Origin of the sequence: Paraburkholderia sp. J11-2, assembly GCF_905220185.1 — a bacterium.
In the GTDB taxonomy this organism is placed as follows: domain Bacteria; phylum Pseudomonadota; class Gammaproteobacteria; order Burkholderiales; family Burkholderiaceae; genus Paraburkholderia.
In genome coordinates this window covers 215,345-241,528 of the sequence record NZ_CAJMYY010000006.1, presented here as the reverse complement: position 1 = coordinate 241,528, position 26,184 = coordinate 215,345, and the positions used below count along the sequence as shown (strand labels likewise).

Genomic DNA, 26,184 nt, shown 5'->3' with positions numbered 1-26,184 from the left:
CTCGTGTTGCTCACGGCATCATCCGGCGCAGCACCGAATGACGATCGATCCATTGATGCTTGAGCGCGCCCGCCACATGCAGCGCGAGCACGCCATAAAGCGCGTAGCTGCACGCCGTGTGCAGCGCGCCGAACTGGCTGTGCAACTGTTCCTTCGTGGCCGCATCGAGATTCATGATGAAGCCGATGCGCGGCCATTGCACGAGGCCGAACAGATACATGGGATGCGAGGCGGCGGCGACCCAGGCGGAGTCGTGCAGCCACCCCGAGAGCGGCATCGCGAAGATCAGCACGTAGAGCGCGACGTGCGCGGCGTGGGCCGACGCGCGCTCCCAGCCTGGAAACTCGGCGGGCAGCGGCGGCGGGCGATGGGTGAAACGCCACAGCACGCGCAGGATCGCCAGCCCGAGCACGGTAATGCCGATCGACTTGTGCGTGTCGATCACGAAGCGGATGGCTGTATCCGATAACGCGCCGTCGGGCAGCAGCGCGGCGCTCAGGCCCAGCGCGACGTTCGTGAGAATCAGTAGCGCGATCAACCAGTGCAATAGCACGGCAACGCGCGTGTACTTCTGCGCGCGGGTGGCGGCATCGACAAACGGGGATTCGGCGGAAAGGGAGGTTTTCACGTGGGCTTGGCCGTTGCGGATCAGTACGGATAACGCACGGCGCGGCAGATTTATTCCGGCCGCGCGTGGCACGCCGGCGGGGTTGCGCAATGCTGCCCACACAGCGACCCGCGCATTATGCCCCCTCGTCCCTGACGCTGCAGAATCCGCTAGATGGCGGTTCTGCCAGTTTGGCGGTGGTCGACCGTCATGTAGCGCCGGTGAAATGACGTGGCGCACAGGAGAAGCCGGATCGGTCGTGAAGACGGCTCCGGTTCGTTCGCAGCCCGAGCTTCGATCTGGCCGCCCCCACTTCGGTGTCGATCGTCTTCCAGCTGCCAAACACGCGCTCGCGCACAGGCCTGCCCACACCATTCAGGCGCGCTGCTTGTCGTTGCAGACGTTGCGAGCCACCCTGTTGGAAATTTCCACCCAAAATCAGGCGTTTACATAATTGTTGCGACGCACAAAAACTTCTTGACACGATTTATGGATGGGTTACCATGAAGTCGATTGCTGCATCGCACAAAACCTTCTCTGCGCGAACCGGTGATCGAACCGAAAGTTTTCGCATTTTCGTAACCGAAACCGACGCGTAGCGTCCATCTAAAGGAAAGAGACATGAACCTGCCGACCCCCGAACAATTCGCCGCCAACCAGAAAGCCGGTCTAGAGGCCCTCTTCGGCCTGACGAGCAAGGCATTCGAAGGCGCGATCAAGCTCGCCGAACTCAACATCGAAACGGCCCGCTCGGCGTTCGCCGAAGGTCAGGAACACGCCCAGCGCGCGCTTTCGGCCAAGGACCCGCAAGGCTTCTTCGCCGTGCAAGCCGGCTTTGCCCAGCCCGCCGCTGAAAAGGCGCTCGCCTATGGCCGCAGCGTCTACGGCATCGTCTCGGCCGCGCAAGCCGAATTCGCTACCGCCGCCCAGTCGCAGTACGAAACGCAGCAGCGCGCGCTCGAAACGCTCGTGGACAACGCCGCGAAGAATGCGCCGGCCGGCTCGGAAGCCGCTGTCGCCGCGATCAAGTCGGCACTGAGCGCCGCCAACAACGCGTACTCGTCGGTGAACAAGGCTGCGAAGCAGGCTGTGGAATTCGCGGAAAGCAACTTCGACGCCGCCGGCAAGGCCGCAACGAAGGCCGTCGCCCAAGCGTCGGCACGCGCCACCAAGCAAGCTGCTTAAGCGTTACGCTTCGCTTTCCGCTGGCGGCGGCAACACCTGCCGCCGGCTGGACTGAAAACGGGCGTGAACCTCGTGCAATGCGAGGTTCACGCCCGTTTGTTTATTCGGCTCCGCGCGACGCCGCGTGAGCCGTCAAGGCGCGCAGCCTGCCGTATCGAACATCGTCGCGAGTGCGCAACTCGATGTGAGCATGCGCGCGCCGTCGTGCCCCACGCCAGGGACGACGTGAAACGTCTGGTTCAAGCCGTCCGTGTGACGGGATTGCAGGTAGCGATAGAACCCCTGCGCGCGCGCCACGCGTTGCGCGCCCTGCGCCTGCGCGGCGCAACGCTTGTCGAGTGAGACCGAGGCTGGGTCGTCGTCATTGCCGCCCACGAGATAAACGATGCGCCGCTTCACGTAGTCCGCTTCGAGCTGCGCGGGCGTGCGGTCGGCGATGAACGCGGGCCGGTTCTCCATACCGTATTTCCAGTGGTCGAAGGCCGCGCAGCGCGAGGCGTCGAATGCCGCTGGCGCGCCGTTCGCGTCGGGCCGCTGCGCATCGAAATACGCGTACGACGACGGACTCGCCACCACGAAACGCACGTCGATCCCCCTGGCGGCAAGCGCGTCCGCGCGAGAGGCGATCGCGTAGCGCTGCAACACCTGGGCGCCGCCCGAATGCCCCGCGAACACGATCGTTTTCAGATTGGGAAAGAGACGCCGGTCGGCGAGATGCCGCGCAATGTCGTCGAGCACGGCGTATGAACTCACCGGCGCCCCGCTCCTGGCGTTCGACCCGGCCATCCACGCGTTGCCGCGCCAGCTCAGGAGATCGCTGGGCGCGTGGTGCGCGCTCACGTCGTCGGTGGCGAGAAACTGCGGCGCAACGAGCAGCGTGCTAGCGGGATCGACGCCCGCTCGCTCGCGCGCATGCTGTGCGGTGCGAAAGTAGGTATCGGCGTTACGCAGCCGCCCATGGACGATGATCACCGCGCGCTGCACGGCGGGCTGCGGCGTGTTCCAGTCGGCGCTCACATACAGCGGAAATTGCGCGTGGCCTTGCGGGGTATCGACGGGCATGCGCGCGTCGGCGATCACGCTGACGGGGCGCACGGGACGCGCCTGCGCGAGTGCTGATGCAACGGCGAACGCGCTCGCCGCGAGCGCGACTGCCAGTTGCCGCACAACGTTTGAACGCATGAAGGCACTCGCCGCGAATTTCAGCCCAAGGGAAGCTGCGCGCGAGAGGAGAAGCGCGCGAGCGCGTACGGGCGGCACGCGCGCCGCCCTGACAAGCCGGCAAAAAGCTCAGGAGCCGAACATCCGGTTCACGGCGCGCTCGAGATGCGCGCGCATGGCGGTCGCTGCGCGCTCGGCGTCGCGCGCCTGAATGGCTTCGAGCACTTCGAGGTGTTCCTGCTGCACGAGGCGCTGCCGCTCGATCGACTTCACGAGCGAGAGGTTGCGCGACAGGTTCATGCTGAACACCATCTGTTCCTGGATGCCCGAGAGCGCCGTGATGAAGAACTGGTTCTTCGAGGCGCGCGCGACGGCCATATGGAACGCGAAGTCGTCCTTCGCGCCAATGCCCGAGGTCTCGATGATGGTCTGCAGGTTGTCCCACTCGCGCTGGATCGCGGCGATGTCTTCGTCTTCCGCCTTTTGCGCGGCGAGCGAGGCCGCCCCGGCTTCGACCACCACGCGGTATTCGTAGCAGCGGCGAATATCCGACAGCGTTTCGAGCGGCGCGAAGCGGCGCACGTCCGGATCGGGGCGCCGCATGACCGTCGTGCCCGAACCGTGGCGCGTGGCGATGATACCGTCCGCGCGCAGCTGGGCGAGCGCCTCGCGCACCGTGGGGCGCGAGGTCGCGAAGCGCTCCGCGAGCATGTGCTCGGTCGGCAGGCGCTCCCCTTCCTTGTACTCGCCTTCGATGATGCGATTGAGGATGTCGCTGTAAATCCGCGCCGGCATATTCGGCGCTTTCTGCTCAGACATGATCGGACGGTGCACTTTGGGTTGTCAGGAGTGTCGTCAATTGTAAGTCATATGGCGGGCCGATAGCGCTCTTGCGCCCCCGGCAAGCCCCGTTTTGCGGCTGTTTCAGCCCGCTCGGGCCCGTTGCGGCCCGCTTTACCACTTTGTGGCCAATTTACGGCCGGTCCCGCTTTTGCACTGCTTAGCCCTGCCGCAGCGCGCTCACACGGATGCGCAACTCCGCTTTCTGTGTCTGCCCCGGCTCCAGCCAGCGCAGGCCGAGCCCGGTATGAATCGCGTCGGGCAGGCCGAGCCACGGCTCGACGCAGTAGAAGTCCGAATCGGGCGCGAGCGTCCAGGTCGTCACCGCATACCACGACGCCGATCCGGGCCGCCGCAGATCGATTTCGATCGCGCGCTGTTGCGCCGGCATTTCGATACGCACCGGCACCTCCGGCTCGCCGTCGAGGCAATGAAAGCGGTCGATGATCTGCGCGTCGTCGAAGCGGTATTGCGTCGCGCCCGGCGCGGCTGCGGTCGTCGTGCCGTCCGGCAATTGACGCCGATGCACGTTGCGCGGCAGCGTGATCGTCGCCTCGCCGCGCTGCGCGTGCGGCAGCGCGAAATAGAAGTGATGGCCCGCGTAGTACGGCATGCGGGCGTCGCCCGTGTTCGTCGTGGTCAGTTCCACCTCGAGCGTCGTTTCGTCGGCAAGGCGGTAGGCGGCCTCTAAGCGAAAACCGAACGGGTACATCACGCGCGTCGCCGCGCTGTCGCCAAGCGTCATGCGCACGGCGTCGCCTTGCGGCTCGATCTGCGCCACGAACGGCAGATCACGTGCGAAGCCGTGCAGCGGAATCTCCCGCACGACGCCCTGCGCGTCGCGCCACCGGCCCACCTGACCATCCACCCACTGCCGCGCGATAAACGGAAACAGTAGCGGATTGCCGCCGCGGATCAGCCCCGGTTTGCTCCAGTCCGGCGCGTCGGGCCAATGGATGATGGGCGCGCCGCCGATCGTCCACGAAAGCAGACGCCCGCCTGCCTGCGGCGCGAGCAGCAGCCGCGAAGCGCCGCGCTCGAGTTCGACGACGTCCTGGTTCTGAAATTGCGGCATATCGTGTCGCTTAATCAGCAAAAGTCTGGGGCAAGGGTCAGGCAGCCGCGCGCAACGAGCCCGCGAAGTCCGGTTCGGGCAAACCGCGCACACCGGCGTCGATGGCGAACACGAGGCCATCCTGCTCGCCGGTTTGCGGCGGGCAGATCGTCGTGACGTAAAGCACGTCGAGATTCGCACCGCCAAACGCGCACATCGAAGGCTTCGCAACCGGCACGGCCACGCTGCGCTCGAGCCGCCCTTCGGGCGTGAAGCGCAGCAACCGGCCCGCGTCGTTCGCGCAGATCCAGTAGCAGCCGTCGGCGTCCACGGCCGCGCCGTCCGGGCGCCCCGTGTAGTCGTGCAGATCGGCGAACACGCGGCGATTGGTGGGCACGCCGTCGTCGATGTCGTAGTCGAACGCCCAGATCAGGCGGCTCGACGCATGCGAATCGGAGAGATACATCGTGCGGCCGTCCGGCGACCATGCGAGGCCGTTCTGCGTGCACAGGCCTTCGACCACCGGCGCCGACAAGCCTTCTTGCGCCGTGTAGCGATAGAGCTTGCCCGCCGGGTTCGGCTCCGCCGCGTCCTGCACCATCGTGCCGGACCAGAACCGGCCCTGGCGGTCGCAGCGGCCGTCGTTGAAACGCATGCGCGCGGCCTCGTGCGCCACGCTCGCGAGCGGCCGCACGCTCACCTCGCCTGCCCGCGCGTTCGTGGCCGGTTCGTGCAGCGTCACCGCGAAAAGTCCCGTCTCCAGCGCCGCGAGCACGCCGCCATCGCGCGCAAACGCAAAGCAGCCAATGCGCTCCGGCAGCGCCCACTCCGTGCGGCGCGCCGTATCGAGCGCATAGCGCACCAGTGTTTGCGCGGGAATATCGACCCAGTAAAGCGCGCCTTCCTTGGCGCCCCACACGGGGCACTCGCCCACCGACGAGCGGCGCGCATCCTGCGCTTCAAGCGCACGCACTGGCGGTGTCGACACAGCGTCTGCCGTCACTTCCTGCTGCGTGCTCAACGCTGCTCCTTCTTCCAGGCTTCGTAGGCGGCAAGCGTGGCCTCGTTCGGCGGATAGGTGCCCGGCAGCGCCGCGCCCGCCTCGATGCGCTCGGTAATGAAGCGTTCGAGCGTTTCCTGCTCCGTGGCGTCGCGCGCGACTTCCTCGGCGAGATGGCGCGGAATCACGACCACGCCGTCCGCGTCGCCGACGATGATGTCGCCCGGAAACACGGCCACGCCGCCGCAGCCGATCGGCACGTTCAGATCGACCGTGTGGTGCTTGCACAGATTGAGCGGCGCCGAGGCGCCCGCGCAGAACACCGGAATGCCGAGCGCCGCGATGGTCGCGCTGTCGCGCACCGGGCCGTCCGAGACCATGCCGGCCACGCCGCGCACCTTCATGCGCGTGGCGAGGATCGAGCCCATCGAGGCGGCGTCGGTCACGCCGCGGCAGTCCTGCACGAGCACCGCGCCCGCGGGCACGGTCTCGACGCCCTTGCGCTGCGGATGCTCGGGGTTCTGGAACGCGCTCAACTGATCGAGGTCCTCGCGCGCCGGGATGTTGCGCATCGTGAAGGCCGGGCCGACCAGGTTCGGCGCGCCGGGCGCCGGTGCGGCGAGCGGCTTCACGCCCTGCAGGAAGACATTGCGCAGGCCGCGCTTGAAGAGCTGCGTGGTGAGCGTGGCGTTGGAAACGTGGCGCAGTTGTTCGAGCGCGGCGTCGCTCACGGGGATGGCGGGGGAATTCATCGTGTCTCGTCCGTTGTCGTGTGTCGTGGGGCGCGTGGCGCGGGCGGCGGCTCGAAAAAACTGTCGAGCGGATGGGTCGCATTGTTGTAATACAACACGGAAATTGTCAACCCACCATTGCCCTGCGGCTCGCACGAGGATGTATGACGACCAGCCTTCGGACAGGCGCGAAATACATCGTAAAATTCGGCGCGCGCGACAGGAGACAACACGATCCAGGTCAAGAAACCCGCGCCCAGAAGCCTCCGCGGGCGTCCGACCCCGACTTCACACTAGGGAAACCCCCAGCACATCAATATTTGCTTTACAACTTTGCTCCAAATAGAATGATGTCTTACATGAAGGGCCCGATGCGCACCGGCACCGCCCTTCATCCCGGCCAGCGGGAGACCAGCAACGCGGCTACCAGGCTACCAACGGACGCCACGCACAGAAACACAGCCATTCGGGCTCACCTTCCGGCACAGCTTCACGCCAGAGCCCGCCAACAGCAGGAGACGAGCAGTGCAACGCAAGACAATCAAGGGGGTGCGGTGGTGGATCATCGGCCTCATCATGATCGGCACCATCTTCAACTACCTCGCGCGCAGCTCGCTCGCGGTGGCCGCCCCCACGCTGACTGAAACGCTTCACATGACCACGCAGCAGTACTCGTACGTGGTCACGGCTTTCCAGGCCTGCTATGCCCTCGCGCAGCCGGTCGCCGGTTTCGTGCTCGACTCCGTGGGCGTCAAGATCGGCTTCGCGATCTTCGCGTTCGGCTGGGCCATTGCCAACATGCTGCACGGCCTCGCCGGCAGCTGGCCCGCACTCGCAGTTTTCCGCGGCATGCTCGGCATGACCGAAGCCGCGATCTTCCCGGCCGGCATGAAGTCCATCAGCGCATGGTTCCCGGCCAAGGAGCGCTCGGTCGCGACCGGCTGGCTCAATACCGGCACCTCGATTGGCGCGATGCTCGCTCCGCCGCTCGTCGTGTGGTGCATTCTCAAGTTCAACTGGCAGTTCGCGTTCGTGCTGACCGGCGGCGTCGCGCTCATCTGGGTGGCGCTGTGGCTCGTGTTCTTCAAGATGCCCGCCGAACACCCGCGGCTCTCGCAGGAAGAAGCCGACTACATCCGCGAAGGCCAGACCGAAGCGCAGAAGTCGACCAAGGGCCGCCGCGCCTCGTTCAAGGAAGTGCTCAAGACGCGCCGCTTCTGGGGCATCGGCATTCCGCGCATGCTCGCGGAACCGGCATGGCAGACCTTCGGCGCGTGGATTCCGCTCTACATGGTCACCGTGCGCCACATGAACCTGAAGGAAATCGCGCTGTTCGCGTGGATCCCGTTCCTCGCCGCCGACCTCGGCTGCCTGGTGGGCGGTTACCTCGCACCGCTGTTCATCCGCTGGTTCGGCTGCTCGCTCATCACCTCGCGCAAGCTCGTCATCACGACCGGCGCGCTGCTGATGATCGGACCGGCCTGCGTGGGCCTCGTTGCGAGCCCGTACGCTGCCATCGCCCTCTTCTGCGTCGGCACGTTCGCCCACCAGACCATTTCGGGCGCGCTGTTCACGCTGGCTTCGGACGTGTTCGGCCAGCATGAAGTCGCCACCGCCACGGGTCTCTCGGGCATGTTCGGCTACCTCGGCGCGACGGTGTTCTCGCTCATCGTCGGCATCGTGGCCAGTACCATCGGTTATAACCCGTTGTTCGTGTGCCTCATGCTGTTCGACATCATCGGCGCCTGCGTGGCATGGCGACTGATCTCGAACGAGCAGAACGACAACGCGGCCAACCCGGCGCTTCAGTCCTCGCATAAAGTGAAGGCCTGATCGCCCTGTTCACCGGCCGGCGCCCGCGAGGGTGCCGGCTTTAGGCATTTCTACGTGAGGACAATCACAGTGAAGAAAGTTGCATTGACCGGCGCAGCCGGCCAGCTCGGCACCGTGTTGCGCAAGGGCCTGCTCGAACGCGGCGTGAACCTGCGCTCCGCGGCCGGCTCGAAGCCGCTTGAACCGCTCGTCGCGGGCGAAGACGTGATGCACGGCGACCTGCGCGACCCCGCCGTGGTCGACCGCCTGCTCGACGGCGTGGACGTGCTGATCCACATGGCCGGCACGAGCGTCGAGCGCCCGCTGCCCGAGATCATCGAAAACAACCTGCGCGGCCTCGTCGAAGTCTACGAAGGCATGCGCCGCCACGGCACGAAACGCATTTTGTTCGCAAGCTCGAATCACGCGATCGGCATGTACCCCGTGGAAGAAAAGCTCACGCTCGACTGCGCGTTCCGCCCGGACGGCTTCTACGGTCTTTCCAAGGCATGGGGCGAATCGCTCGCGCGCCTGTACTGGGACAAGCACGGCATCGAGACCGTGAACGTGCGCATTGGCAGCTGCCTGCCGAAGCCCACGGAGTTCCGTCAATTGAGCACGTGGTTCGGCCACGAGGACCTGTTCCATCTCGTCGATCGCGTGATCAACGTGGATGAGATCGGCTTTGCCGTGGTGTGGGGCGTGTCGAACAACACGCGCAGCTACTGGATTCAGGAAGGCGCGAACGACGACGCGAAGCGCCTCGGCTATGAGCCGAAGCAGAACTCGGAAGACTGGGCCGCTGAAATTCTCGCGCAAAAGAATCCGCTCGACGCCACGGCGCAGCGCTATCAAGGCGGCAGTTTCGCCAGCTTCGATTTCACGCCGGTGGACAAGCGCGGCAAGCATTCGTGAAACGCCGCTTCTCCGGTGTTTGCGTTTTGGCGCCCCATGCGGGCGCTTTTTTTTGGTTCTTCGCGGATTTTCGGGGAGACCGCGTCAACGGGAACGATTCCGACTCAAGAAATTGCGCTGCTGCGCCGTTAGTCAGAGAATCACGCCGCGATCGGCAAGCGTCGCGGGAACTGCGTCGACACATGACTGGAAACAGCGAACGCTCGTCGACAGCGCACGCCCTCGGCGACCTTATCGGGTACACCCAACATATAACAACGCATCCAACCCTGTGATCAACCCTGCAACTTCAACGTCGCGCGCAACGGCCGCCTCTTCCGTCTTGTGCCTGCTGCTTGCCGCCTGCGGCGGAGGCGGTTCGACTGCCTCAAAAGCAGGTTCCTCGGCGGCAGCCCCTGTGACTGCCTCCTATACCATCGGCGGTTCCGTTAGCGGCCTGTCCTCGAACGCAAAGCTGACTCTGCTGGACAACGGAACCGATCTGCTGATGCTGGCCGCTTCCGGCGCCTTCACCTTCGCCGCGCCGGTCGCCTTGAACGCTGCCTACGCCGTGACTGTCGGCACGCAGCCTCTCTGGCAATATTGCGCGGTGAGCAACGGCAGCGGAACCGCGACAGCCAATGTGTCCAACGTGGACATCGCGTGCGCGACGGCTCTAGCCGATGTCGCGACATTCGCGGGTTCCGGCGCGCACGGCTCGGCCAACGGCATAGGCGCCGCTGCTTCGTTTGATTTACCTGACGACGTCGCGGTGGACACCGCGGGCAACGTCTATGTGGCGGACACAGGAAACAATCTGATCCGCAAGATCACGCCCGAAGGGAACGTCACCACGCTTGCCGGGTCAGGCGCCGCAGGCGCGGCCGACGGCACGGGTGCAGCGGCTTCGTTCAATGGTCCTAACGGCCTCGCGGTTGATGCGGGGGGCAACGTGTATGTCGCCGATACGTTCAACCATGAGATCCGCAAGATCACGCCTGCGGGTGTCGTCACCACCCTCGCGGGGTCTACAACTGCGGGCTCGGCCGACGGCACGAGCACGGCCGCTTCGTTCAACTCCCCGTTTGGGGTAGCGGTGGATACGGGCGGCAGCGTCTTTGTCGCGGACACTGTCAATAACGAGATCCGCAAAGTCACTTCCGCTGGCGTCGTCACGACCATCGCGGGATCGCCAACTGCAGGTTCGGCAGACGGCGCGGGTGCCGCTGCATCGTTCAACACGCCGTTTGGGTTGGCGGTCGATAGAAGCGGCAACATCTATGTCGCGGATTCCTCGAACAACGAGATCCGCAAAGTCACGGCATCAGGCGTCGTCACAACGTTTGCCGGAAGCACGACTGCCGGCGCGGCAGACGGTAACGGCACCGCTGCGTCATTCCACCTGCCGTACAAGGTGACGTTCGATGCGAGCGGCAACCTGTACGTTGGCGACACCATGAACTATGCGATTCGCCACATTACGCCCACCGGCGACGTCGCGACGATCGCAGGTTCGGGATCGCGCGGCTCAGCTAACGGCATTGGAACCGCTGCCTCGTTTGCTGGCCCGACCGGCGTGGCCGTCGATGCGAACGGCAATCTCTACGTCAGCGACTACAGCAACAGTGAAATTCGCCTCCTCACGCCAGCGGCCGCAGCCAAGTAGCGAATCGTTGGCCAGGCCGGGTTCCGTTCTCGATAAGCGGTTTGGCGACTTCCGGACGTATTCGTCCACGGTATGCGCGCGTGGACGACTCGGCCCGTCAACGGAAAGTGCGCATCAGGCTAGCACTGTCGTATCGGTGATTGATTTACAGGCTTGGCGCAGCTTTCGCGAATTTTCGTTGATGAGCCTGGTATTGTGAGTTTTACTATTCCAACGTTGCCGGTGGAATACGCCGACGTCGTGACCGACCCCAAAAGCACGCCCGCGCGAGGTCTTGCCGTGCCCCCCTCTGAGTTCACAATCAGATGCCTACAGCGAGACGAATGGCGTTTATTGAAGGCGCTTCGTTTGAGGGCGCTTGCGTGCGACCCTCAGTCTTACTGGGAGAGTGTGGAAGACGCCAGCGCTCGCGACGACGCGTACTGGAATACCTGCGCCGGCATAGTCACGACGCCGGCGGGGTCCCGAATGTTCCTCGTCGAGCATCCTGAAAGCGTTGCCGCATTCGTTTTCGGCATTAAAAAGGACGATGACGCATATAGCGTCGGGGGCCTTTGGGTCGATCCGGTTCACCGACGAAAAGGATTGGGCAGCTTGCTGGTGCAACAGGTCGTCACAGGGGCAAGAGCAGATTCGCATGCTGCGAAAATCCGCCTCTGGTGCCATACAGGACCGCCGCTATCGTTCTATCAGCGAAACGGCTTTCAATCTTTGGACAGATTTCGGACCAACGACCTGGATGGCCGCCAGATAGTTGAGATGGAGTGGCGCGGCACTTGATGGTTCTGCGCGCCATCGTCGATCACGCAACCGTGCTCGATCGGCCCATCGACATACTGAACGTCCTGCCGCTTGTTCACACGGTCAACTCGCCGTCACGCACGACGACGCGTCCGTTCGCGACGACAAGCTTGCGCTTTGGCCGCGCGACGACGGCATGCGCAACGCTCTCCGCCTCCACGACCACGAGGTCCGCACGCGCGCCCGCGCGCAGGCCATAGTCGGAGAAACCGCAGCCACGCGCGGCGGCATCGCTCACGCAATCGAATGCGATCGCGATATCGTCGTCGCGCCGCAAGTCGTAGCGCAGGCCGATCAACATGGCTCGCTCGAGCATGTCGGGCACGCCATATGGCGACCACGTGTCGCGAATGCCGTCGTTGCCGCCAAACACCGTCACGCCCTTTTCGCGGCACAGTTTGAGCGGCGGCACCGGGCACGAAGGCGGCGCGCTCGTGAGCAAGGCCACGCGCAGTTGCGCGATGCGCTCGATCAATGCGTCGCGCTCGCGCTCCGGCAACGCGCCCAGACAAAATGCGTGGCTCACGACAACCTGACCTTGCATGCCGAGCGCCTGCACGCGATCGAGCAGCAATTTAAGCGTGAACGCCCCAACCTCGCCGGGCTCGTGAAGATGAATATCGATCGGCTTGCGATGGCGCTCCGCCAGTTCGAACGTGGCGTTCAGCGAGGCGACGGGATCGCCGTCGATCAGCGCCGGGTCGAGCGCGCCGAGCACGTCGGCGCCGGCCGCCAGTGCGCTGTCGAGCAGTTCGACCGTACCCGGCCGGATCAGCATGCCCGACTGCGGAAACGCGACGATCTGCATCTCCAGGATATCGCCCATGGTGTGCCGCGTGGCGAACACGCCTTCGAGAAAACGCAAACGCGCGTCAGTGTCGATATCGACATGGGTTCGCATGCGCGTCGTGCCCGCCTGCACGAATGCGCGCGACAGTGCGAGCGACTGCGCAGCGGCGTCGTGGCCCGATGTCTTGCGCCATTCGCGCTCGTTGCCGATGCGATCGGTGAGCAGCGGCCCGACCTCGTTGCGATACCACGGGCGGCCCCAGTTGCTCTTGTCGAGGTGCGTGTGGCCTTCGACGAAACCCGGCAAGAGCAAGGCCGCGCCGCCGTCCACGACCGGCACGTCCGGCTGGGCCGCGACGTGCGGTCCGATTGCCTCGATGCAGCCGTTGGTGACCGCGACGCAAACGCGCTGGCCATCGGCGAGGCGAACGTTGGAGAGATGAAGTGAGGAAGTCATGAATGTCGTGCCGATTCTACGGAGCCAGTACGGAGCCAGGAAAGCGGGTGCCCAGTGTGCGCTGAATTGCGCTGATCGCGACGAAGACGGTTAGCCAATAGCGGAGTTTCATGTGGCTCCAGCATATCTCGTCTTGACTTATGACGCAGCAGGCGGCCAGCAGCGTCAATGAGCGGCGTGGCTGTGCAGCGATTCCCACCCCAACAAAAAAAAACGGCGGCGCCGGGCAAACCCGGCACCGCCGAAGATACTGCTTTCGGAGCGTGAAAAGACTTAGAAGCGGTGAACGATACCGATCGCACCCGCAACCTGGCTGCGCGACGAGGACGGCGCGCTGTTCTGGCCGTCGCCGATGTCGGCCGTCGCGTTGATGATGCTGCTTGCGCCGGTCGCGCTAGGCGTGCCGAGCGTCTGGCCACCCGCGCGCTGGTACGCTTCGACGAAGTAGATACCCGTGCGCTTCGAGAGCGTGTAGTACTGCGACATGTTGTACTGTGCGTACGAAGCGGCGCTCTGGATGCCGTTGGCCTTGGTCGCGCGCGTGTACGCGAAACCGGCCGCGAGGTCGAGCACGGTGATCGGCTTGTAGTGCAGCACGACGCCGCCCGTGTTCCAGATCTGCGTGTCGCCGAAGTGCGAATTCACGCCCGGGATGTACTGAACGTTCGAGTAGGCCACCGAAATATCCCACTGCGAGCTGAACTGGTAGCCGGCCGTCACGGCGAGGCGTTGTTGCGTCTGCGCCCACTGGAAGCCGTTGGTGAGCGCCGAAACGCCCGGCTCGCCGGCGCTGTTCGCCGTCGAGTTCGCGTCCCACGGGCCGCCGCCGTTCGCCGCGTTGCTCAGGCGCTCGAAGCCCACTGCGATGCCTGCCGGACCATGCAGATACTGCGCGGCCAGGCTCCACGACTGGCCTGCACCGGTCGCGCCCGCCACACCGCCCAGCGCGTACATGCCGCTCACGGTCAGGCCCGCGATGTTCGGCGACGTATAGACCAGCGAGTTGTTGATGCGATAGATCGTGTCCATCGAGTCGATATCGCCCGGGTGCGCGCCGTATGCGCCGGTCAGCCACGTGGTCGGGCTGTACGGCGAGAGCAGCGTGTAGTACGGCGCGTACTGGCGGCCAGCCGTCAGCGTGCCGTAGTTGGCGTTCGCGACACCGATCCACGAAGCGCGGCTGAACATCAGACCCGAGGTCGATTGCGCACCGGTTGCCGAGTTGTAGCCCTCTTCGAGCTGGAAGATCGCGCGCGTGCCGCCGCCCAGATCTTCGCTACCCTTGAAGCCGAAACGCGAGCCGGCCCACACGCCCTGCACCATCTTGACAACGGAAGCGCCGCCGGCGTTGCTGCCGAGCTTCGCCGAGCTGCTCTGATAACCAATACCGGTATCGACGATACCGTACAGCGTGACGCTGCTTTGCGCGTGTGCGCCCAGCGCCGCGAGTCCAAGCGCGGAAGCGAGGATAGTTTTTTTCATCGGTAGTCCTATCTTTAGTCGTTGTGGTTTGATACTCGTTAAAACCCTGGTTGCTACATTGCCTCCTGTCCGGCAGGGAGCGCGACACCCCTGAAGCGCTCCTTGCCGAAGGTGTCTCCTTAGTGAATCTCGGGTTCGCCGCCCGCGCTGGCGCACGCGCCGCCCACGCCGTCACGCTGCATGAAGTCGAATTCGCAGCCGTTGTTGGCCTGCATCACGTGCATCTGGTACATCGCGCCATAGCCGCGCTTGAAGCGCGGTTCCGGCGCGACCCACGCGGCCTTGCGGCGCGCCATCTCTTCGTCGGAGATCAGCACGTTCAGGCGGCGCTCCGGCACGTTCAGCTCGATCAGGTCGCCGTCCTGCACGAGTGCGAGCGGACCGCCGATAAACGACTCCGGCGCCACGTGCAGCACGCACGCGCCGTAGCTCGTGCCGCTCATGCGGGCGTCGGAAATACGCAACATGTCGCGCACGCCCTTCTGCAGAATCTTTTGCGGAATCGGCAGCTGGCCCCACTCGGGCATGCCCGGCGCGCCCACCGGACCCGCGTGCTGGAGCACGATCACGCTGTTCTCGTCGCAGTCGAGATCTTCGCTGTCGATGCGCGCGGCCATGTCGTTGTAGTCCTTGAACACGACCGCCTTGCCCGTATGCACGTGCAGGTGCTTTTCCGCTGCGCCCGGCTTGATCACCGCGCCGTCCGGCGCGAGGTTGCCGCGCAGCACGGCGAGACCCGTATCCGGCATGAGCGGCTTCGCACGGCGATAGATCACCTCTTCGCTGTAGATTTCGGCGTCGGCAATGTTCTCGCCGAGCGTCTTGCCGTTCACGGTCATCTGCGTGCCGTCGATCAGGTCGCCCAGTTCCTTGAGCATCGCGCGCAGGCCGCCAGCGTAGTAGAAGTCCTCCATGAGGTACTTGCCGGTCGGGCGGATATTCGCGAGCACCGGCGTGTGGCGTGCGATTTCGTCGTACTGCGCGAGCGTGAGATCGACACCGGCGCGGCGCGCGAGCGCGATCATGTGCACGATCGCGTTGGTCGAACCCGAGAGCGCGAGACACGTGGTCACGGCGTTATCGACCGACTTGCGCGTGATGATGTCCGAAGGCTTCAGGTCTTCCCACACCATTTCGACGATACGCATGCCCGTTTTCGCGGACATCTGCGCATGGCGCGAGTCCGGCGCGGGGATCGAGGCGAAGCCAGGCAGCGTGAAGCCGAGCGCTTCCGCGGCGCTCGTCATCGTCGACGCCGTGCCCATCGTCATGCAGTGGCCCGGCGAGCGTGCGATGCCGCCTTCCACGCCCTTCCAGTCTTCTTCCGTGATCTTGCCCGCGCGCAGGTCGGCCCAGTACTTCCAGGTGTCCGAGCCCGAGCCGAGCGTCACGCCGTTCCAGTTGCCGTTGAGCATCGGGCCCGCGGGCAGGAAGATCGTGGGCAGGTCCATCGAGATCGCGCCCATCAGCAGTGCGGGCGTGGTCTTGTCGCAGCCGCCCATCAGCACGACGCCGTCGGCCGGGTACGAGCGGATCGTCTCTTCCGCTTCCATGGCGAGGAAGTTGCGGTAGAGCATCGTGGTGGGTTTCTGGAACGGCTCGGAGAGCGTTTGCACCGGCAGCTCGATCGGGAAACCGCCCGCTTGCCAGATGCCGCGCTTGACCTCTTCCACGCGCTGCTTGAAGTGCGTATGGCAAGGGTTGATCTCGCTCCACGTATTGAGGATCGCGATCACCGGTTTGCCCGCGTACTCTTCGCGGCTGTAGCCCATCTGCGCGGTGCGCGAGCGGTGGCCGAACGACCGCAGGTCGTTCACGCCATACCAGCGGTGGCTGCGCAGTTCTTCGGGGGTCTTTCGCTTCTTGCTCATCTTGCGTTGCTCCAGGTGTTTCCAGTAAAGCCGCCGGCACTGGCCTAGCGTTGCTCCTTCACGCGCGACACGAGCTGTGTCGGGCTGACGAACTGCAGGGCGACCAGCACCCACGCAAGCGTGATGGCCATATAGATCATCGCCATGGCGTCGATGGATTGCGGCGCACGCACGCCCGTCGAGAAGACGGCGTAGTACAGCGCAACCACCAGCGTTTGCGTGTCGGGTCCGGCGGTAAAGAAAGTGAGTTCAAACATGCCGATCGTGCGCACGAGCACGAGCAGCCCCGCCGCCAGCATCCCGGGCACGAGAAGCGGCAGCAATACATAACGGAAATAGCGCAGCGTGTTTGCGCCGAAAATGCGCGCGGCCGATTCCAGATTCGGATCGATCTGCTCGATGAACGGCGTCATCACGAGGATCACGAACGGCAGCGCGGGCACCAGGTTCGCGAGGATCACGCCGGGCAGCGTGCCCGCGAGGCCGACCTGGTACATGGCGGTCGCCATCGGAATGCCGTACGTGACGGGCGGCACCATGAGCGGCAGCAGGAACACGAGCATGGCCATGCGCTTGCCGGGAAACTGCGCGCGTGCCAATGCGTACGCGGCGGGCACGCCCAGCGCGATGGAGAGCAGCACGACCGAGCCCACCACTTCGAACGTCACCCACAGCACGCTCGAAAGCTGGAAGTCGCGCCACGCCTGTGCATACCAGTGCAGCGTGAAGCCTTGCGGCAACGGCGTGCCGAACCAGCGCGTGGCGATCGAGTTCACGCCCACGGTGGCGATCAGCAGCACCACGTTGAGCAGGAAGAACACCACGCCGCCCCAGATGAACACTTTCCAGAGCACGTCGGGCAGGCGCGAAGCGGGCTTTGCCGGCGCGGCATTGGCGGCGGGCGTGGCACGTTCCTCGCCCACCTGCGCACCCGAACCGAGGCCGGCCGCGTTACGTTGATGTGCGGTCATCAGCCTTTCCCTCCACTCACCGGGCCCGAGTAGAAGAAGCGCTTCGCGCTCAACATCGCGGCCACGACGACCAGCTGCACGAAGCCCATCACGATCGCGATGGTCGAGGCGAGCGAGTAGTCATAGCTCTCGAACGCCGCTTCCGAAGCCGCGATGGAGATCACGCGCGTGGGGCCGGCGGGCGCACCGAGCAGCACCGCCGAAGGGAACACCGAATACGCCTGCACGAACGAAAGGCACGCGGCCATCGTGAGACCGGGCGCGAGCAGCGGCAAATAGATCTGGCGGAACTGCTGCCACGGGCCTGCGCCGAGCGTTGCCGCCGCGCGCGCGAGCGTCGGGTCGATGCCGGTGACGTACGAAAGCGTGAGCAAAAACGCGAACGGGAAACCCGAAACGATCAGCGAGATCAGCACGCCCCAGTAGTTGTGCGTGAGGCGGATCTCTTCGCTCGTGTACAGATGCAGCGCGTGCAGCGCCTGCGGGAACCAGCCGTTCGGGCCGAAGTAGCTGAGCATGCCATCGGCGATCAGCACCGTGCCGAGCGTGACGGGAATCACGAGCAGCGTGGTCACGAGCTTCTGGTACGGCGACTTGCGGCGCAGCGCAAAGGCCACCGGCAGCGAAAGCCCGACGTTGATGAGGGTCGCGGGCACCGCCAGCTTGAGCGTGACGAAAACCGTGGGCCACAGCGCGAGGTCGTGAATGAACTGCAGATAGTTCGCGAACATGCCGCCGCCATTCATCGGCTTGAACGACAGCACGAGACCATAGGCGAACGGATAGAGGAACATCGCGATGATGAAGCCGAGCGCAGGCGTGATGAGCCAGCCGCGCGAATCGCGCGGCGCCCGGGTCAACGACGCAATGAGCGTGCTCACGACGCACGCTCCGCATAGGCCAGCACGTGCGAAGGCGCAACGCGCAGCGTGGCGCGCTCGCCCGCTGCGAATTCGCCTTCCACGCGCGCCCACAACTTGCCGAACGGCGCGTTGGCGAGCAGCAGCGAATCGCGGCCGCCGTACTCGACCATTTCCACTTCCACGTCGAACGCGTTGGCGTCGCCCGCGTTCGCGCGCTCGAAATCTTCGGGACGCATGGCCACCGAGATCTCGCCGCCGTTCAGTTCGCCCATCGGCACGCCAGTGAGCGTGATGCCCGACGACGACATCGCGATATGGTCGCCCTGCTCGCCCGTAATGGCAAACGGCAGCACGTTGCGAAAGCCCATGAAGCGCGCCACATGCAAATTCGACGGCCGGCTATAGACTTCCTTCGGCGTCGCCACCTGCTGCACGGCGCCCTCTTTCATCACGACGATGCGGTCCGCCATCGAAAGCGCTTCGTCCTGATCGTGCGTCACGTAGATGGTGGCGCGTTCGAGCTGGCCGTGAATGCGGCGGATTTCCGCGCGCATTTCAATGCGCAGCTTGGTGTCGAGGTTCGAGAGCGGCTCGTCCATGAGCACGAGCGGCGGCTCGATGACGATGGCGCGGGCAATCGCCACGCGCTGCTGCTGGCCGCCCGAAAGCTGGCCGGGCAGCTTGTTTTCATGACCGACGAGTTGCACGAGCTGCAGTGCCTCGCGCGCGCGGCGCTTTGCCTCTTCGCGCGGCACGCCCTGCATCTTCAGGCCGAAGCCGACGTTTTCCAGCACCGTCATGTGCGGGAACAGCGCGTAGTTCTGGAACACCATGCCGAAGCCGCGCTTCTCGGGCGGCAGCACGTCGATACGCAGGTCGTCCAGCCAGATGCTGCCGCTCGTGAGCGGTTGCAGACCGGCAATGCAATTGAGCGCCGTGGATTTTCCGCAGCCCGAAGGGCCGAGCAGCGCGATGAATTCGCCGCGGCGAATGTCGAGGTCGAGATCGCGCAGCGCGGCGAGCTGCGTCCCCTCCGCGTTGGTGAAGCTACGGCATACCGAGTCGAGGCGCAGACGATCGAAAGAATGCTTCATGACACGTTCCTGACCAACAAGACTATGAGATCAACCTGCGTGAGCAGGGATCGAGGACGGCGCTCGCCAGGCGAAACGACACAAGCACCGTCCGTCCATTGCTGAGTCTTCCTCTTCCTTCCTCTCGTTACTGCGACTTCTGCGAACCAACTTCGCGGTCCCATTTCTGGAATGCCGCGACCATGGCCTGGGCCGAAAGCGGCTGGACATGCGGATAAGCCGTGAGCCACTTCGCGTACTCGGGGCGGCCGTACTTCGCGATCACGTCCTGGCTTTCCTTCGGCGCCATTTGCAGCGTGACGTCCTTCACCGCGGGGCCCGGGTAGAAGTAGCCGTCGTCATACGTCATGGCCTGCTGCTGCGGCTCGAGCATGAAGTTCATGAGCTTGAGCAGCACGGCGAGCTTCTCCTTCGACACGCCCTTCGGCACGACCATGAAGTGGGCGTCGTTCACCCACGTCATGTTGTTGAACGCCTGCACCTTGAAGTCAGCCGGCACGATGCCGAGCGCGCGCGGGTTGATGTCCCAGCCCGTCACGGTCACCGTCATGTCGCGTGTGCCCTCGCCCAGTTCCTTCATCACCGCCGAGGTGCCGCCCGGGTAGTACGGCACGCACGAGTTCAATTCCTTCAGGAACGCCCAGGTCTTGTCCCATCCGTTGATCGGGTCTTGCGGGTTCTTGTCGCCGAGCAGATACGGCAGGCCCATCAGGAACGTGCGGCCCGGGCCTGAGTTGGCCGGACGCGCATAGATCAGCTTGCCGGGGTTCGCCTTGCACCACGCCAGCAGTTCCTGCGGCGTTTGCGGCGGCTTGGCGACCTTGGCCGGGTTGTATTCGATCAGCGGACCGGCCGGCATGTACGACACTTCGAGGCCATAGCCTTGCGCGAGATCCTGCATCTTGCGCGGGCCCGGCGCGTACTTGTCGAGCACGCCCGGCAGCGCTGCCTGCTGATCCGGCAGCAGCTTCATCCACAAATTCTGTTCGATGCCGGCGGCGAGCGCGTCAGTGCCCGTCAGCACGAGATCGATGTCGGCGCGGCCGGCGGCCTGCATTGCCTTGATCTTGCCAGGCAACTGCGGCGCGGGCGCGTTGGTGTAAGTGATATTGGAGACGAGGTTCGGGTTCTTCGCCTTGAACGCTTCGAAGGCCTTCTGCGTGAGCTGCAGGTTACCGGCCACGTCGACAATGTTCAGGGAAACGGGATCGGCCTTGGCCGCGCTCATGCCGAGCGCCGTGGCGGCCGCCACACACACGGCCAGCACGCTGGCCTTCAAGCGTCCATCGAACATCGCATCTCCTCACACTTGTTATGGAATTTGTTCTAACGCGGCCATTTTTTGTATTGCCCAAGCCGGACACAGGATGCCGAACCACGCACCAAGTTGTCAAGCAACGTCAGGCTCTTTGTGAGACTACTGTGAGCCTCTTGTCGGCATCCGTTTGGAGAAAGCGCCTGCAAAGCTTCTGCAGGCGCTTCCCCGACCGCCTTCGCGGGATTACTGCTTCACCAGCTCGCCGTCGCGCAAACGCCACAGCGCGAGCGGATTGTCGTTCTGCAGTGTGACCGGCAGAAGTTCAGCCGGCAGGTCCTGATAGCAGACCGGACGCAGGAAACGCTCGATCGCCATCGCGCCCACCGAAGTCGTGCGCGCGTCCGAGGTGGCCGGGAACGGGCCGCCGTGAACCATCGCATACGAGACTTCGACGCCCGTCGGGAAACCGTTCGCGAGAATGCGGCCGGCCTTGCGCTCGAGAATCGGCATCAGGCGCGCAGCCATTGCGTAGTCGTCGCGGTCGATGTGCAGCGTCGCCGTGAGCTGGCCTTCGAGGTGCTCCGCCACGCGCGCGAGTTCGGCTTCGTCGCGGCACGCCACGACCACCGAGGTCGGCCCGAAGATCTCGTCGGACAACGCGTGCTGCGCGAGGAATTGCTCGGCGCTCGCTTTGAAGAGCACCGGCAGCGCGTCGCAATGCGCGTCCGTCTTCGTGCCTTCGGCCAGGTTCTCGATGCCGGGCAATTGCTTGCGCGCGGCAACGGCTTCGCCATACGTCGAGGCGATGCCCGCCGTCAGCATGCTTTGCGAGGGCTTCTGCGTGAGCGCGGCGCTTGCCGCCTTCACGAAGCGGTCGAGTTCCGGCGAGTCGATCGCGAGCACGAGGCCCGGGTTCGTGCAGAACTGGCCCACGCCCATCGTGAGCGAATCGACGAAGCCTTGCGCGAGCGCTTCGCCGCGAGCGGCCAGCGCCGCGGGCAGCACGAACATCGGGTTGATGCTGCTCATTTCGGCGTAGACCGGAATCGGCTCGGGGCGCGCGGCCGCGATATGCGAAAGCGCGAGACCGCCGCGGCGCGAACCCGTGAAGCCCACCGCCTTGATGGCCGGATGCGCCACGAGCGTTTCGCCCGCTTCATTGCCGCCGCCGAAGACGAGCGAAAACACGCCTTCGGGCAGACCGACGTCAGCCACCGCCTGCTGGATCGCACGGCCCACGAGTTCCGAGGTGCCGGGGTGCGCCAGGTGCGCCTTCACGACGACTGGGCAGCCGGCGGCCAGCGCCGAAGCCGTATCGCCGCCCGCCACCGAGAACGCCAGCGGGAAGTTGCTCGCGCCGAACACGGCCACGGGGCCGACCGGGATGCGATGCGCGCGCAGGTCCGAGCGCGGCAGCGGCTTGCGCTCAGGCAGCGCCGAGTCGAGCACGGCGCCGCACCAGCGACCGTCACGCACGAGCGATGCGAAAAGACGCAGTTGGCCAACCGTGCGGCCACGCTCGCCTTCGAGGCGCGCCTTGGGCAGCGCCGATTCGAGATGCGCGCGCTCGATCAGCGCGTCGCCAATGCCGAGAATGCGTTCGGCGATCGCTTCGAGCAGGCGCGCACGCGTTTCGTGCGGGGCTGCGCGGAAGGCGTCGAACGCCTGCGCCGCGAGTTCGCAAGCGCGCGCGACTTCGGTCTTACCGCCGAGGCCGAACGACGGCTCGATCTCCTGACCGAGCGCCGGCGCGAAGGCGCGCATCTCGCCCGCCTCGCCGCGCACCGCTTGCGCGCCCAGCAGCATGGCTCCAGTAATCTGCATGTTCGCTCCGTTCAATTGCTTTTCGCCGCCGCTTACGCGTTGGCCGTCTGGGCCGAAGCGGCCAGCTTCTGCTCGAATGCGAGCAGCGCCTTGGCAGCCGCGCCGATCGCCGGCAGTGCTTCAGCAGGCGACTGCGAGAGCAGCGGCAGGATCGGACCCATGTCGGCGATGCCTGAGAGCGTCACGGCGTCATGCAGCACGCGGATCAGCGAGATGTCGTCGCGCAGCGTTTCGAGCGGCATGAAGGCATCGTAGAGGCGTTGCGCTTCTTCCGCACGGCCTTCCTTCGCGGCCTTCAAGAGCGCCATGATGGTGTTCGAAGCGATACAGCCCGAGCCCGTGGTCCAGGCGGCCAGACCGAAGTCGCGCACGTGAACGAGCGCCGGGCGCTCGCCCATGCCCGAGACGACCTTCGAAGCCGGCACGCTTTGCAGCAGGCGGCGCAGATACGGGTCGTTCGCCGGGTCCTTGCGCACGATGGCGTACTTGACGGCGATGAGCGTGCCACGGTCGATCAGGCGCACGAGCGTGTCCACGTCGACATAGTCTTCGCTCTTGATATAGAGCGTGAGCGGAATGCCTGCGGTGTCGGCGATGCGCGTGAGGCCCGCTTCCACGCCTGCGGGCGTGGTGAAGCCGGACAACGGCAGCACCATGGCCGTCTTGTACGACGTTTGCGCGAGGATGCGCGCCTGGTCGAGCATCTTGCCGTAGTCGGGACCGATGGCCGGGATCACGCGCGTTTCGGGCGCGGTGAGGTCGGCGAGCATGTCAAGCAACTCACGGAATTCGCTCACGGCGACGTGGTACAGGTTCGCATTGCCGCCGTACAGCAGCGTGCGAATGCCGCCCGCTTCCATATGGCGGATCAGCTTGCCGTTCTGTTCAACGTCGAGGGAGAAGTCGGGGCGGCGTGCGAGCGGCGGCACTGCCATCACAGTCGAGGCGAATTCGCTCTCGACAATCGGGGACACGTTCATGAGGCCTCGTGCTGGGATGGAGGGTTGTCAATACCGTGCACAGTAGCATCGGCCCGCCTTAGTTGTCAAACAACTTGTTGCATTTGTTAGGGTTTGTTCGGAGAGCCCCGTTGCAGGGCCCGCCCCGCCCCTGCGCGGCCGGTACAGGCCCCGTAAAGGAATATTGTAGAATCGCGTCCCAATCGTGGAACCGGTTCCATTTAACATCTGCGTTCCTTGGCCGTCGCGGTGGCATGTCGCGCGCAGCGGGCAAGATCGCTACGCGGACACGATCGAATCACGCCGCGCCGAACTCATACAGAATCCCACAATGTCTGAATCTCCTCTCACGACACGCCGCGGCTTCCTACGCACGGCAGCGGTGCTCGTGCCGGCCAGCGCCCTGGCGGGCTGCGAGGGCGGCAAAGCGCCGTCGGGCGCAACCGCCACGGCGGGCAGCGCCGCCTCTGCGCCGAACGCAGCGCCTCAAGCCGGGCAGGCCGCCGCCTACAAGCCGCGCTTCTTCGACGCGCGCGAGTGGGCCTTTGTCGAAGCCGCCGCAGACCGCCTGATTCCCGCCGATTCCGAAGGCCCCGGCGCGCTGGAAGCGGGCGTGCCCGAATTCATCGACCGGCAGATGGACACGCCCTACGCGCACGGCGCGCTCTGGTACCTGCAGGGGCCGTTCCAGCAAGGCGTGCCCGAACTCGGCTACCAGTTGAAGCTCGTGCCGCGCGACATCTACCGGCTCGGCATCCAGGCCGTGAACGCGTACTGCACGAAGGCGTACGGCAAGGACTTCGACGCGCTCGACGCCAGCACGCGCGACAGCGTGCTCGGCGCGCTCGAAGCGGGCAAGGTCGAACTGGACGGCGTGCCGGCCTCCGTGTTCTTCGGCCAGTTGCTGCAGAACACGCGCGAAGGCTACTTCTGCGACCCGATCCACGGCGGCAACCGCGACATGGCCGCGTGGAAGATGATCGGTTTCCCCGGCGCGCGCGCCGACTTCATGGATTTCGTCAACCAGAACGGCAAGCCTTACCCGTACGGCCCGGTCTCGATCAACGGAGAGCGTACGTAAATGGCGATCAAGAAACCTCACGTCGATGCCGTGGTTGTCGGCTTCGGCTGGACCGGCGCGATCCTCTCGAAGGAACTGACGGAAGCGGGCCTCACCGTGGTCGCGCTCGAGCGCGGCGAGTATCGCGACACCTACCCGGACGGCGCGTACCCCAACACCATCGACGAACTCACGTACAACATCCGCAAGAAGCTCTTCCTCGACCTTTCGAAGACCACCGTCTCGATCCGCCACGGTGTGAACGACACCGCGCTGCCCTACCGCCAGCTCGCCGCGTTCCTGCCTGGCGAAGGCGTGGGCGGCGCGGGCCTGCACTGGTCGGGCGTGCATTTCCGCATCACGCCCGAAGAGCTGCGCCTGAAGAGCCACTACGAGGAGCGCTACGGCAAGAAGTTCATCCCCGAAGGCATGACGATCCAGGACTACGGCGTGAGCTACGACGAACTGGAGCCGCACTTCGACTTCGCGGAGAAGGTATTCGGCACCTCGGGCCAGGCGTACAAGGTCAAAGGCAATGTGGTTGGCGACGGCAACGTGTTCGAAGCCGCACGCAGCGACAACTTTCCGTTGCCCGCGCAACTGAATACGTATTCGGCGCAGCGCTTCTTCGACGCGTCGAAGTCCCTCGGTCTGCATCCGTACCGGCTGCCTTCGGCCAACACGTCGGGGCCGTACACGAACCCGTATGGCGTGCAGATGGGCCCGTGCAACTTCTGCGGCTATTGCAGCGGTTACGCGTGCTACATGTATTCGAAGGCTTCGCCGAATCTCAACATTCTGCCCGCGCTCAAGCAGGAAAAGCACTTCGAATTGCGCTCGAAGTGCCACGTGCTGCGCGTGGAACTCGACGACACGAAAAAGCGCGCCACCGGCGTGACCTACATCGATCCGGCAGGCCAGGAAGTGTTCCAACCCGCCGACCTCGTGATCGTCTCGGCGTTCCAGTATCACAACGTACACCTGCTGCTGCTCTCGGGCATCGGCAAGCCTTATGACCCGGTCTCGGGCGAGGGCGTGGTGGGCCGCAACTTCGCGTACCAGAACCTCTCGACCATCACGGCGTTCTTTGACAAGGACACCTGGACGAATCCGTTCATCGGCGCGGGCGGCAACGGCGTGGCCGTGGACGACTTCAATGCCGACAACTTCGACCACGGGCCGCTCGGTTTCGTGGGCGGCTCGCCGCTGTGGGTGAACCAGGCGGGCGTCAAGCCGATCAGCGGCATCGCCACGCCCGCGGGCACGCCGAACTGGGGCGCCGGGTGGAAGAAGGCCGTGAAGGACCACTACGCGCACACCATTTCGATGGATGCGCACGGCTCCAACATGTCCTACCGCGACGTGTACCTCGACCTCGACCCGACCTACCGCGACTCGTACGGCCAGCCGCTGTTGCGCATGACCTTCGACTGGAAGGACAACGACATCAAGATGGCGCAGTACGTGACGGGCCAGATGCAAAAGATTGCCGAGGCGATGGGCCCGAAGGCCATCAACGTGTACACGCGCGAATTCGGCGCGCACTTCGACTCGCGCCGCTACCAGACCACCCACCTCGTGGGCGGGGCCGTGATGGGCAACGACCCCAACACCAGCGTCATCAACCGTTATCTGCAGAGCTGGGACGTGCACAACGTGTTCGTGATGGGCGCCTCCGCGTTCCCGCAGGGGATCGGCTACAACCCGACCGGCCTCGTCGCCGCCCTCGCCTACTGGAGCGCGAAAGCCATTCGCAACCAGTATCTGAAGAACCCCGGTCCGCTGGTGAGCGTGTGAAGAGCCGC

At 64.9% G+C, this 26,184-nt stretch carries 22 protein-coding genes; 7 read left to right on the top strand and 15 right to left on the bottom strand.

Annotated elements, in window-relative coordinates; genetic code table 11:
- Nucleotides 1–10: 10 nt before the first annotated feature.
- A complete protein-coding gene (locus U5A57_RS11095; RefSeq protein WP_321910754.1) occupies nucleotides 11–628 on the bottom strand; it encodes a cytochrome b in 618 nt (205 codons plus the stop codon).
- A gap of 600 nt (nucleotides 629–1,228) precedes the next feature.
- Between U5A57_RS11095 and U5A57_RS11090 the strand changes: the two genes are divergently transcribed.
- Nucleotides 1,229–1,792 (top strand): phasin family protein, encoded by a 564-nt coding sequence (locus U5A57_RS11090; RefSeq protein ID WP_321910752.1) that lies wholly within the window; start codon nucleotides 1,229–1,231, stop codon nucleotides 1,790–1,792.
- A 132-nt stretch (nucleotides 1,793–1,924) separates the two neighbouring features.
- Here the strand turns inward: U5A57_RS11090 and U5A57_RS11085 are convergent, their stop codons facing one another.
- The 5 genes from U5A57_RS11085 to U5A57_RS11065 all read right to left on the bottom strand — a co-directional run bounded on the left by U5A57_RS11085 (nucleotide 1,925) and on the right by U5A57_RS11065 (nucleotide 6,599).
- Entirely contained in the window at nucleotides 1,925–2,974 is a 1,050-nt protein-coding gene (locus U5A57_RS11085; protein ID WP_321910751.1) for an alpha/beta hydrolase, read from the bottom strand.
- Between the two features lie 108 nt (nucleotides 2,975–3,082).
- Complete coding sequence (locus tag U5A57_RS11080; RefSeq protein WP_254340484.1) at nucleotides 3,083–3,772, bottom strand: FadR/GntR family transcriptional regulator; 690 nt, start codon at nucleotides 3,770–3,772, stop codon at nucleotides 3,083–3,085.
- A 181-nt stretch (nucleotides 3,773–3,953) separates the two neighbouring features.
- Nucleotides 3,954–4,868, bottom strand: coding sequence for an aldose epimerase (locus U5A57_RS11075; protein ID WP_321910747.1), 915 nt, complete (start codon nucleotides 4,866–4,868; stop codon nucleotides 3,954–3,956).
- A gap of 37 nt (nucleotides 4,869–4,905) precedes the next feature.
- Nucleotides 4,906–5,868 (bottom strand): SMP-30/gluconolactonase/LRE family protein, encoded by a 963-nt coding sequence (locus U5A57_RS11070; RefSeq protein ID WP_415774603.1) that lies wholly within the window; start codon nucleotides 5,866–5,868, stop codon nucleotides 4,906–4,908.
- Entirely contained in the window at nucleotides 5,865–6,599 is a 735-nt protein-coding gene (locus tag U5A57_RS11065) for a ribonuclease activity regulator RraA (RefSeq protein ID WP_158759609.1), read from the bottom strand. Before U5A57_RS11065 ends, U5A57_RS11070 begins: the two co-directional genes overlap by 4 nt.
- Nucleotides 6,600–7,154: 555 nt before the next feature.
- On the opposite strand from U5A57_RS11065, the gene U5A57_RS11060 reads away from it, so the two are divergent.
- The 4 genes from U5A57_RS11060 (at nucleotide 7,155) to U5A57_RS11045 (ending at nucleotide 11,730) form a co-directional block, all read left to right on the top strand.
- Entirely contained in the window at nucleotides 7,155–8,411 is a 1,257-nt protein-coding gene (locus U5A57_RS11060; protein WP_321910877.1) for an MFS transporter, read from the top strand.
- A gap of 69 nt (nucleotides 8,412–8,480) precedes the next feature.
- Nucleotides 8,481–9,305, top strand: coding sequence for an NAD(P)-dependent oxidoreductase (locus tag U5A57_RS11055; RefSeq protein ID WP_321910744.1), 825 nt, complete (start codon nucleotides 8,481–8,483; stop codon nucleotides 9,303–9,305).
- Nucleotides 9,306–9,627: 322 nt separating this feature from the next.
- Nucleotides 9,628–10,950 carry an NHL repeat-containing protein gene (locus U5A57_RS11050; protein ID WP_321910742.1) on the top strand — a complete coding sequence of 441 codons (1,323 nt, stop codon included), beginning with the start codon at nucleotides 9,628–9,630 and terminating at the stop codon, nucleotides 10,948–10,950.
- Nucleotides 10,951–11,145: 195 nt separating this feature from the next.
- Complete coding sequence (locus U5A57_RS11045) at nucleotides 11,146–11,730, top strand: GNAT family N-acetyltransferase (RefSeq protein ID WP_321910875.1); 585 nt, start codon at nucleotides 11,146–11,148, stop codon at nucleotides 11,728–11,730.
- Nucleotides 11,731–11,806: 76 nt separating this feature from the next.
- On the opposite strand, the gene U5A57_RS11040 is transcribed toward U5A57_RS11045, so the two are convergent.
- The 9 genes from U5A57_RS11040 to U5A57_RS11000 form a co-directional block, all read right to left on the bottom strand.
- Nucleotides 11,807–12,997 carry an amidohydrolase family protein gene (locus tag U5A57_RS11040; RefSeq protein ID WP_321910741.1) on the bottom strand — a complete coding sequence of 397 codons (1,191 nt, stop codon included), beginning with the start codon at nucleotides 12,995–12,997 and terminating at the stop codon, nucleotides 11,807–11,809.
- 273 nt (nucleotides 12,998–13,270) lie between these two features.
- The gene (locus U5A57_RS11035) at nucleotides 13,271–14,479 is read right to left on the bottom strand and encodes a porin (protein WP_321910740.1); all 1,209 of its coding nucleotides are present in this window, start codon (nucleotides 14,477–14,479) and stop codon (nucleotides 13,271–13,273) included.
- A 119-nt stretch (nucleotides 14,480–14,598) separates the two neighbouring features.
- Nucleotides 14,599–16,350, bottom strand: coding sequence for an L-arabinonate dehydratase (gene araD / locus U5A57_RS11030; protein WP_158759603.1), 1,752 nt, complete (start codon nucleotides 16,348–16,350; stop codon nucleotides 14,599–14,601).
- 44 nt (nucleotides 16,351–16,394) lie between these two features.
- The gene (locus U5A57_RS11025) at nucleotides 16,395–17,321 is read right to left on the bottom strand and encodes an ABC transporter permease (RefSeq protein ID WP_321910738.1); all 927 of its coding nucleotides are present in this window, start codon (nucleotides 17,319–17,321) and stop codon (nucleotides 16,395–16,397) included.
- The gene (locus U5A57_RS11020) at nucleotides 17,321–18,202 is read right to left on the bottom strand and encodes a sugar ABC transporter permease (RefSeq protein WP_321910736.1); all 882 of its coding nucleotides are present in this window, start codon (nucleotides 18,200–18,202) and stop codon (nucleotides 17,321–17,323) included. Before U5A57_RS11020 ends, U5A57_RS11025 begins: the two co-directional genes overlap by 1 nt.
- Complete coding sequence (locus tag U5A57_RS11015; RefSeq protein ID WP_321910735.1) at nucleotides 18,199–19,278, bottom strand: ABC transporter ATP-binding protein; 1,080 nt, start codon at nucleotides 19,276–19,278, stop codon at nucleotides 18,199–18,201. The genes U5A57_RS11020 and U5A57_RS11015 overlap by 4 nt, the downstream gene beginning before the upstream one ends.
- 127 nt (nucleotides 19,279–19,405) lie before the next feature.
- A complete protein-coding gene (locus U5A57_RS11010) occupies nucleotides 19,406–20,506 on the bottom strand; it encodes an ABC transporter substrate-binding protein (RefSeq protein ID WP_233886549.1) in 1,101 nt (366 codons plus the stop codon).
- 273 nt (nucleotides 20,507–20,779) lie between these two features.
- Nucleotides 20,780–22,360, bottom strand: coding sequence for an aldehyde dehydrogenase (NADP(+)) (locus U5A57_RS11005; RefSeq protein WP_321910733.1), 1,581 nt, complete (start codon nucleotides 22,358–22,360; stop codon nucleotides 20,780–20,782).
- Between the two features lie 32 nt (nucleotides 22,361–22,392).
- Nucleotides 22,393–23,340, bottom strand: coding sequence for a dihydrodipicolinate synthase family protein (locus tag U5A57_RS11000; RefSeq protein WP_321910732.1), 948 nt, complete (start codon nucleotides 23,338–23,340; stop codon nucleotides 22,393–22,395).
- Nucleotides 23,341–23,650: 310 nt separating this feature from the next.
- On the opposite strand from U5A57_RS11000, the gene U5A57_RS10995 reads away from it, so the two are divergent.
- Both U5A57_RS10995 and U5A57_RS10990 read left to right on the top strand, forming a co-directional pair.
- A complete protein-coding gene (locus U5A57_RS10995) occupies nucleotides 23,651–24,400 on the top strand; it encodes a gluconate 2-dehydrogenase subunit 3 family protein (RefSeq protein WP_321910731.1) in 750 nt (249 codons plus the stop codon).
- The gene (locus U5A57_RS10990; protein WP_321910730.1) at nucleotides 24,401–26,176 is read left to right on the top strand and encodes a GMC family oxidoreductase; all 1,776 of its coding nucleotides are present in this window, start codon (nucleotides 24,401–24,403) and stop codon (nucleotides 26,174–26,176) included.
- Nucleotides 26,177–26,184: the final 8 nt, after the last annotated feature.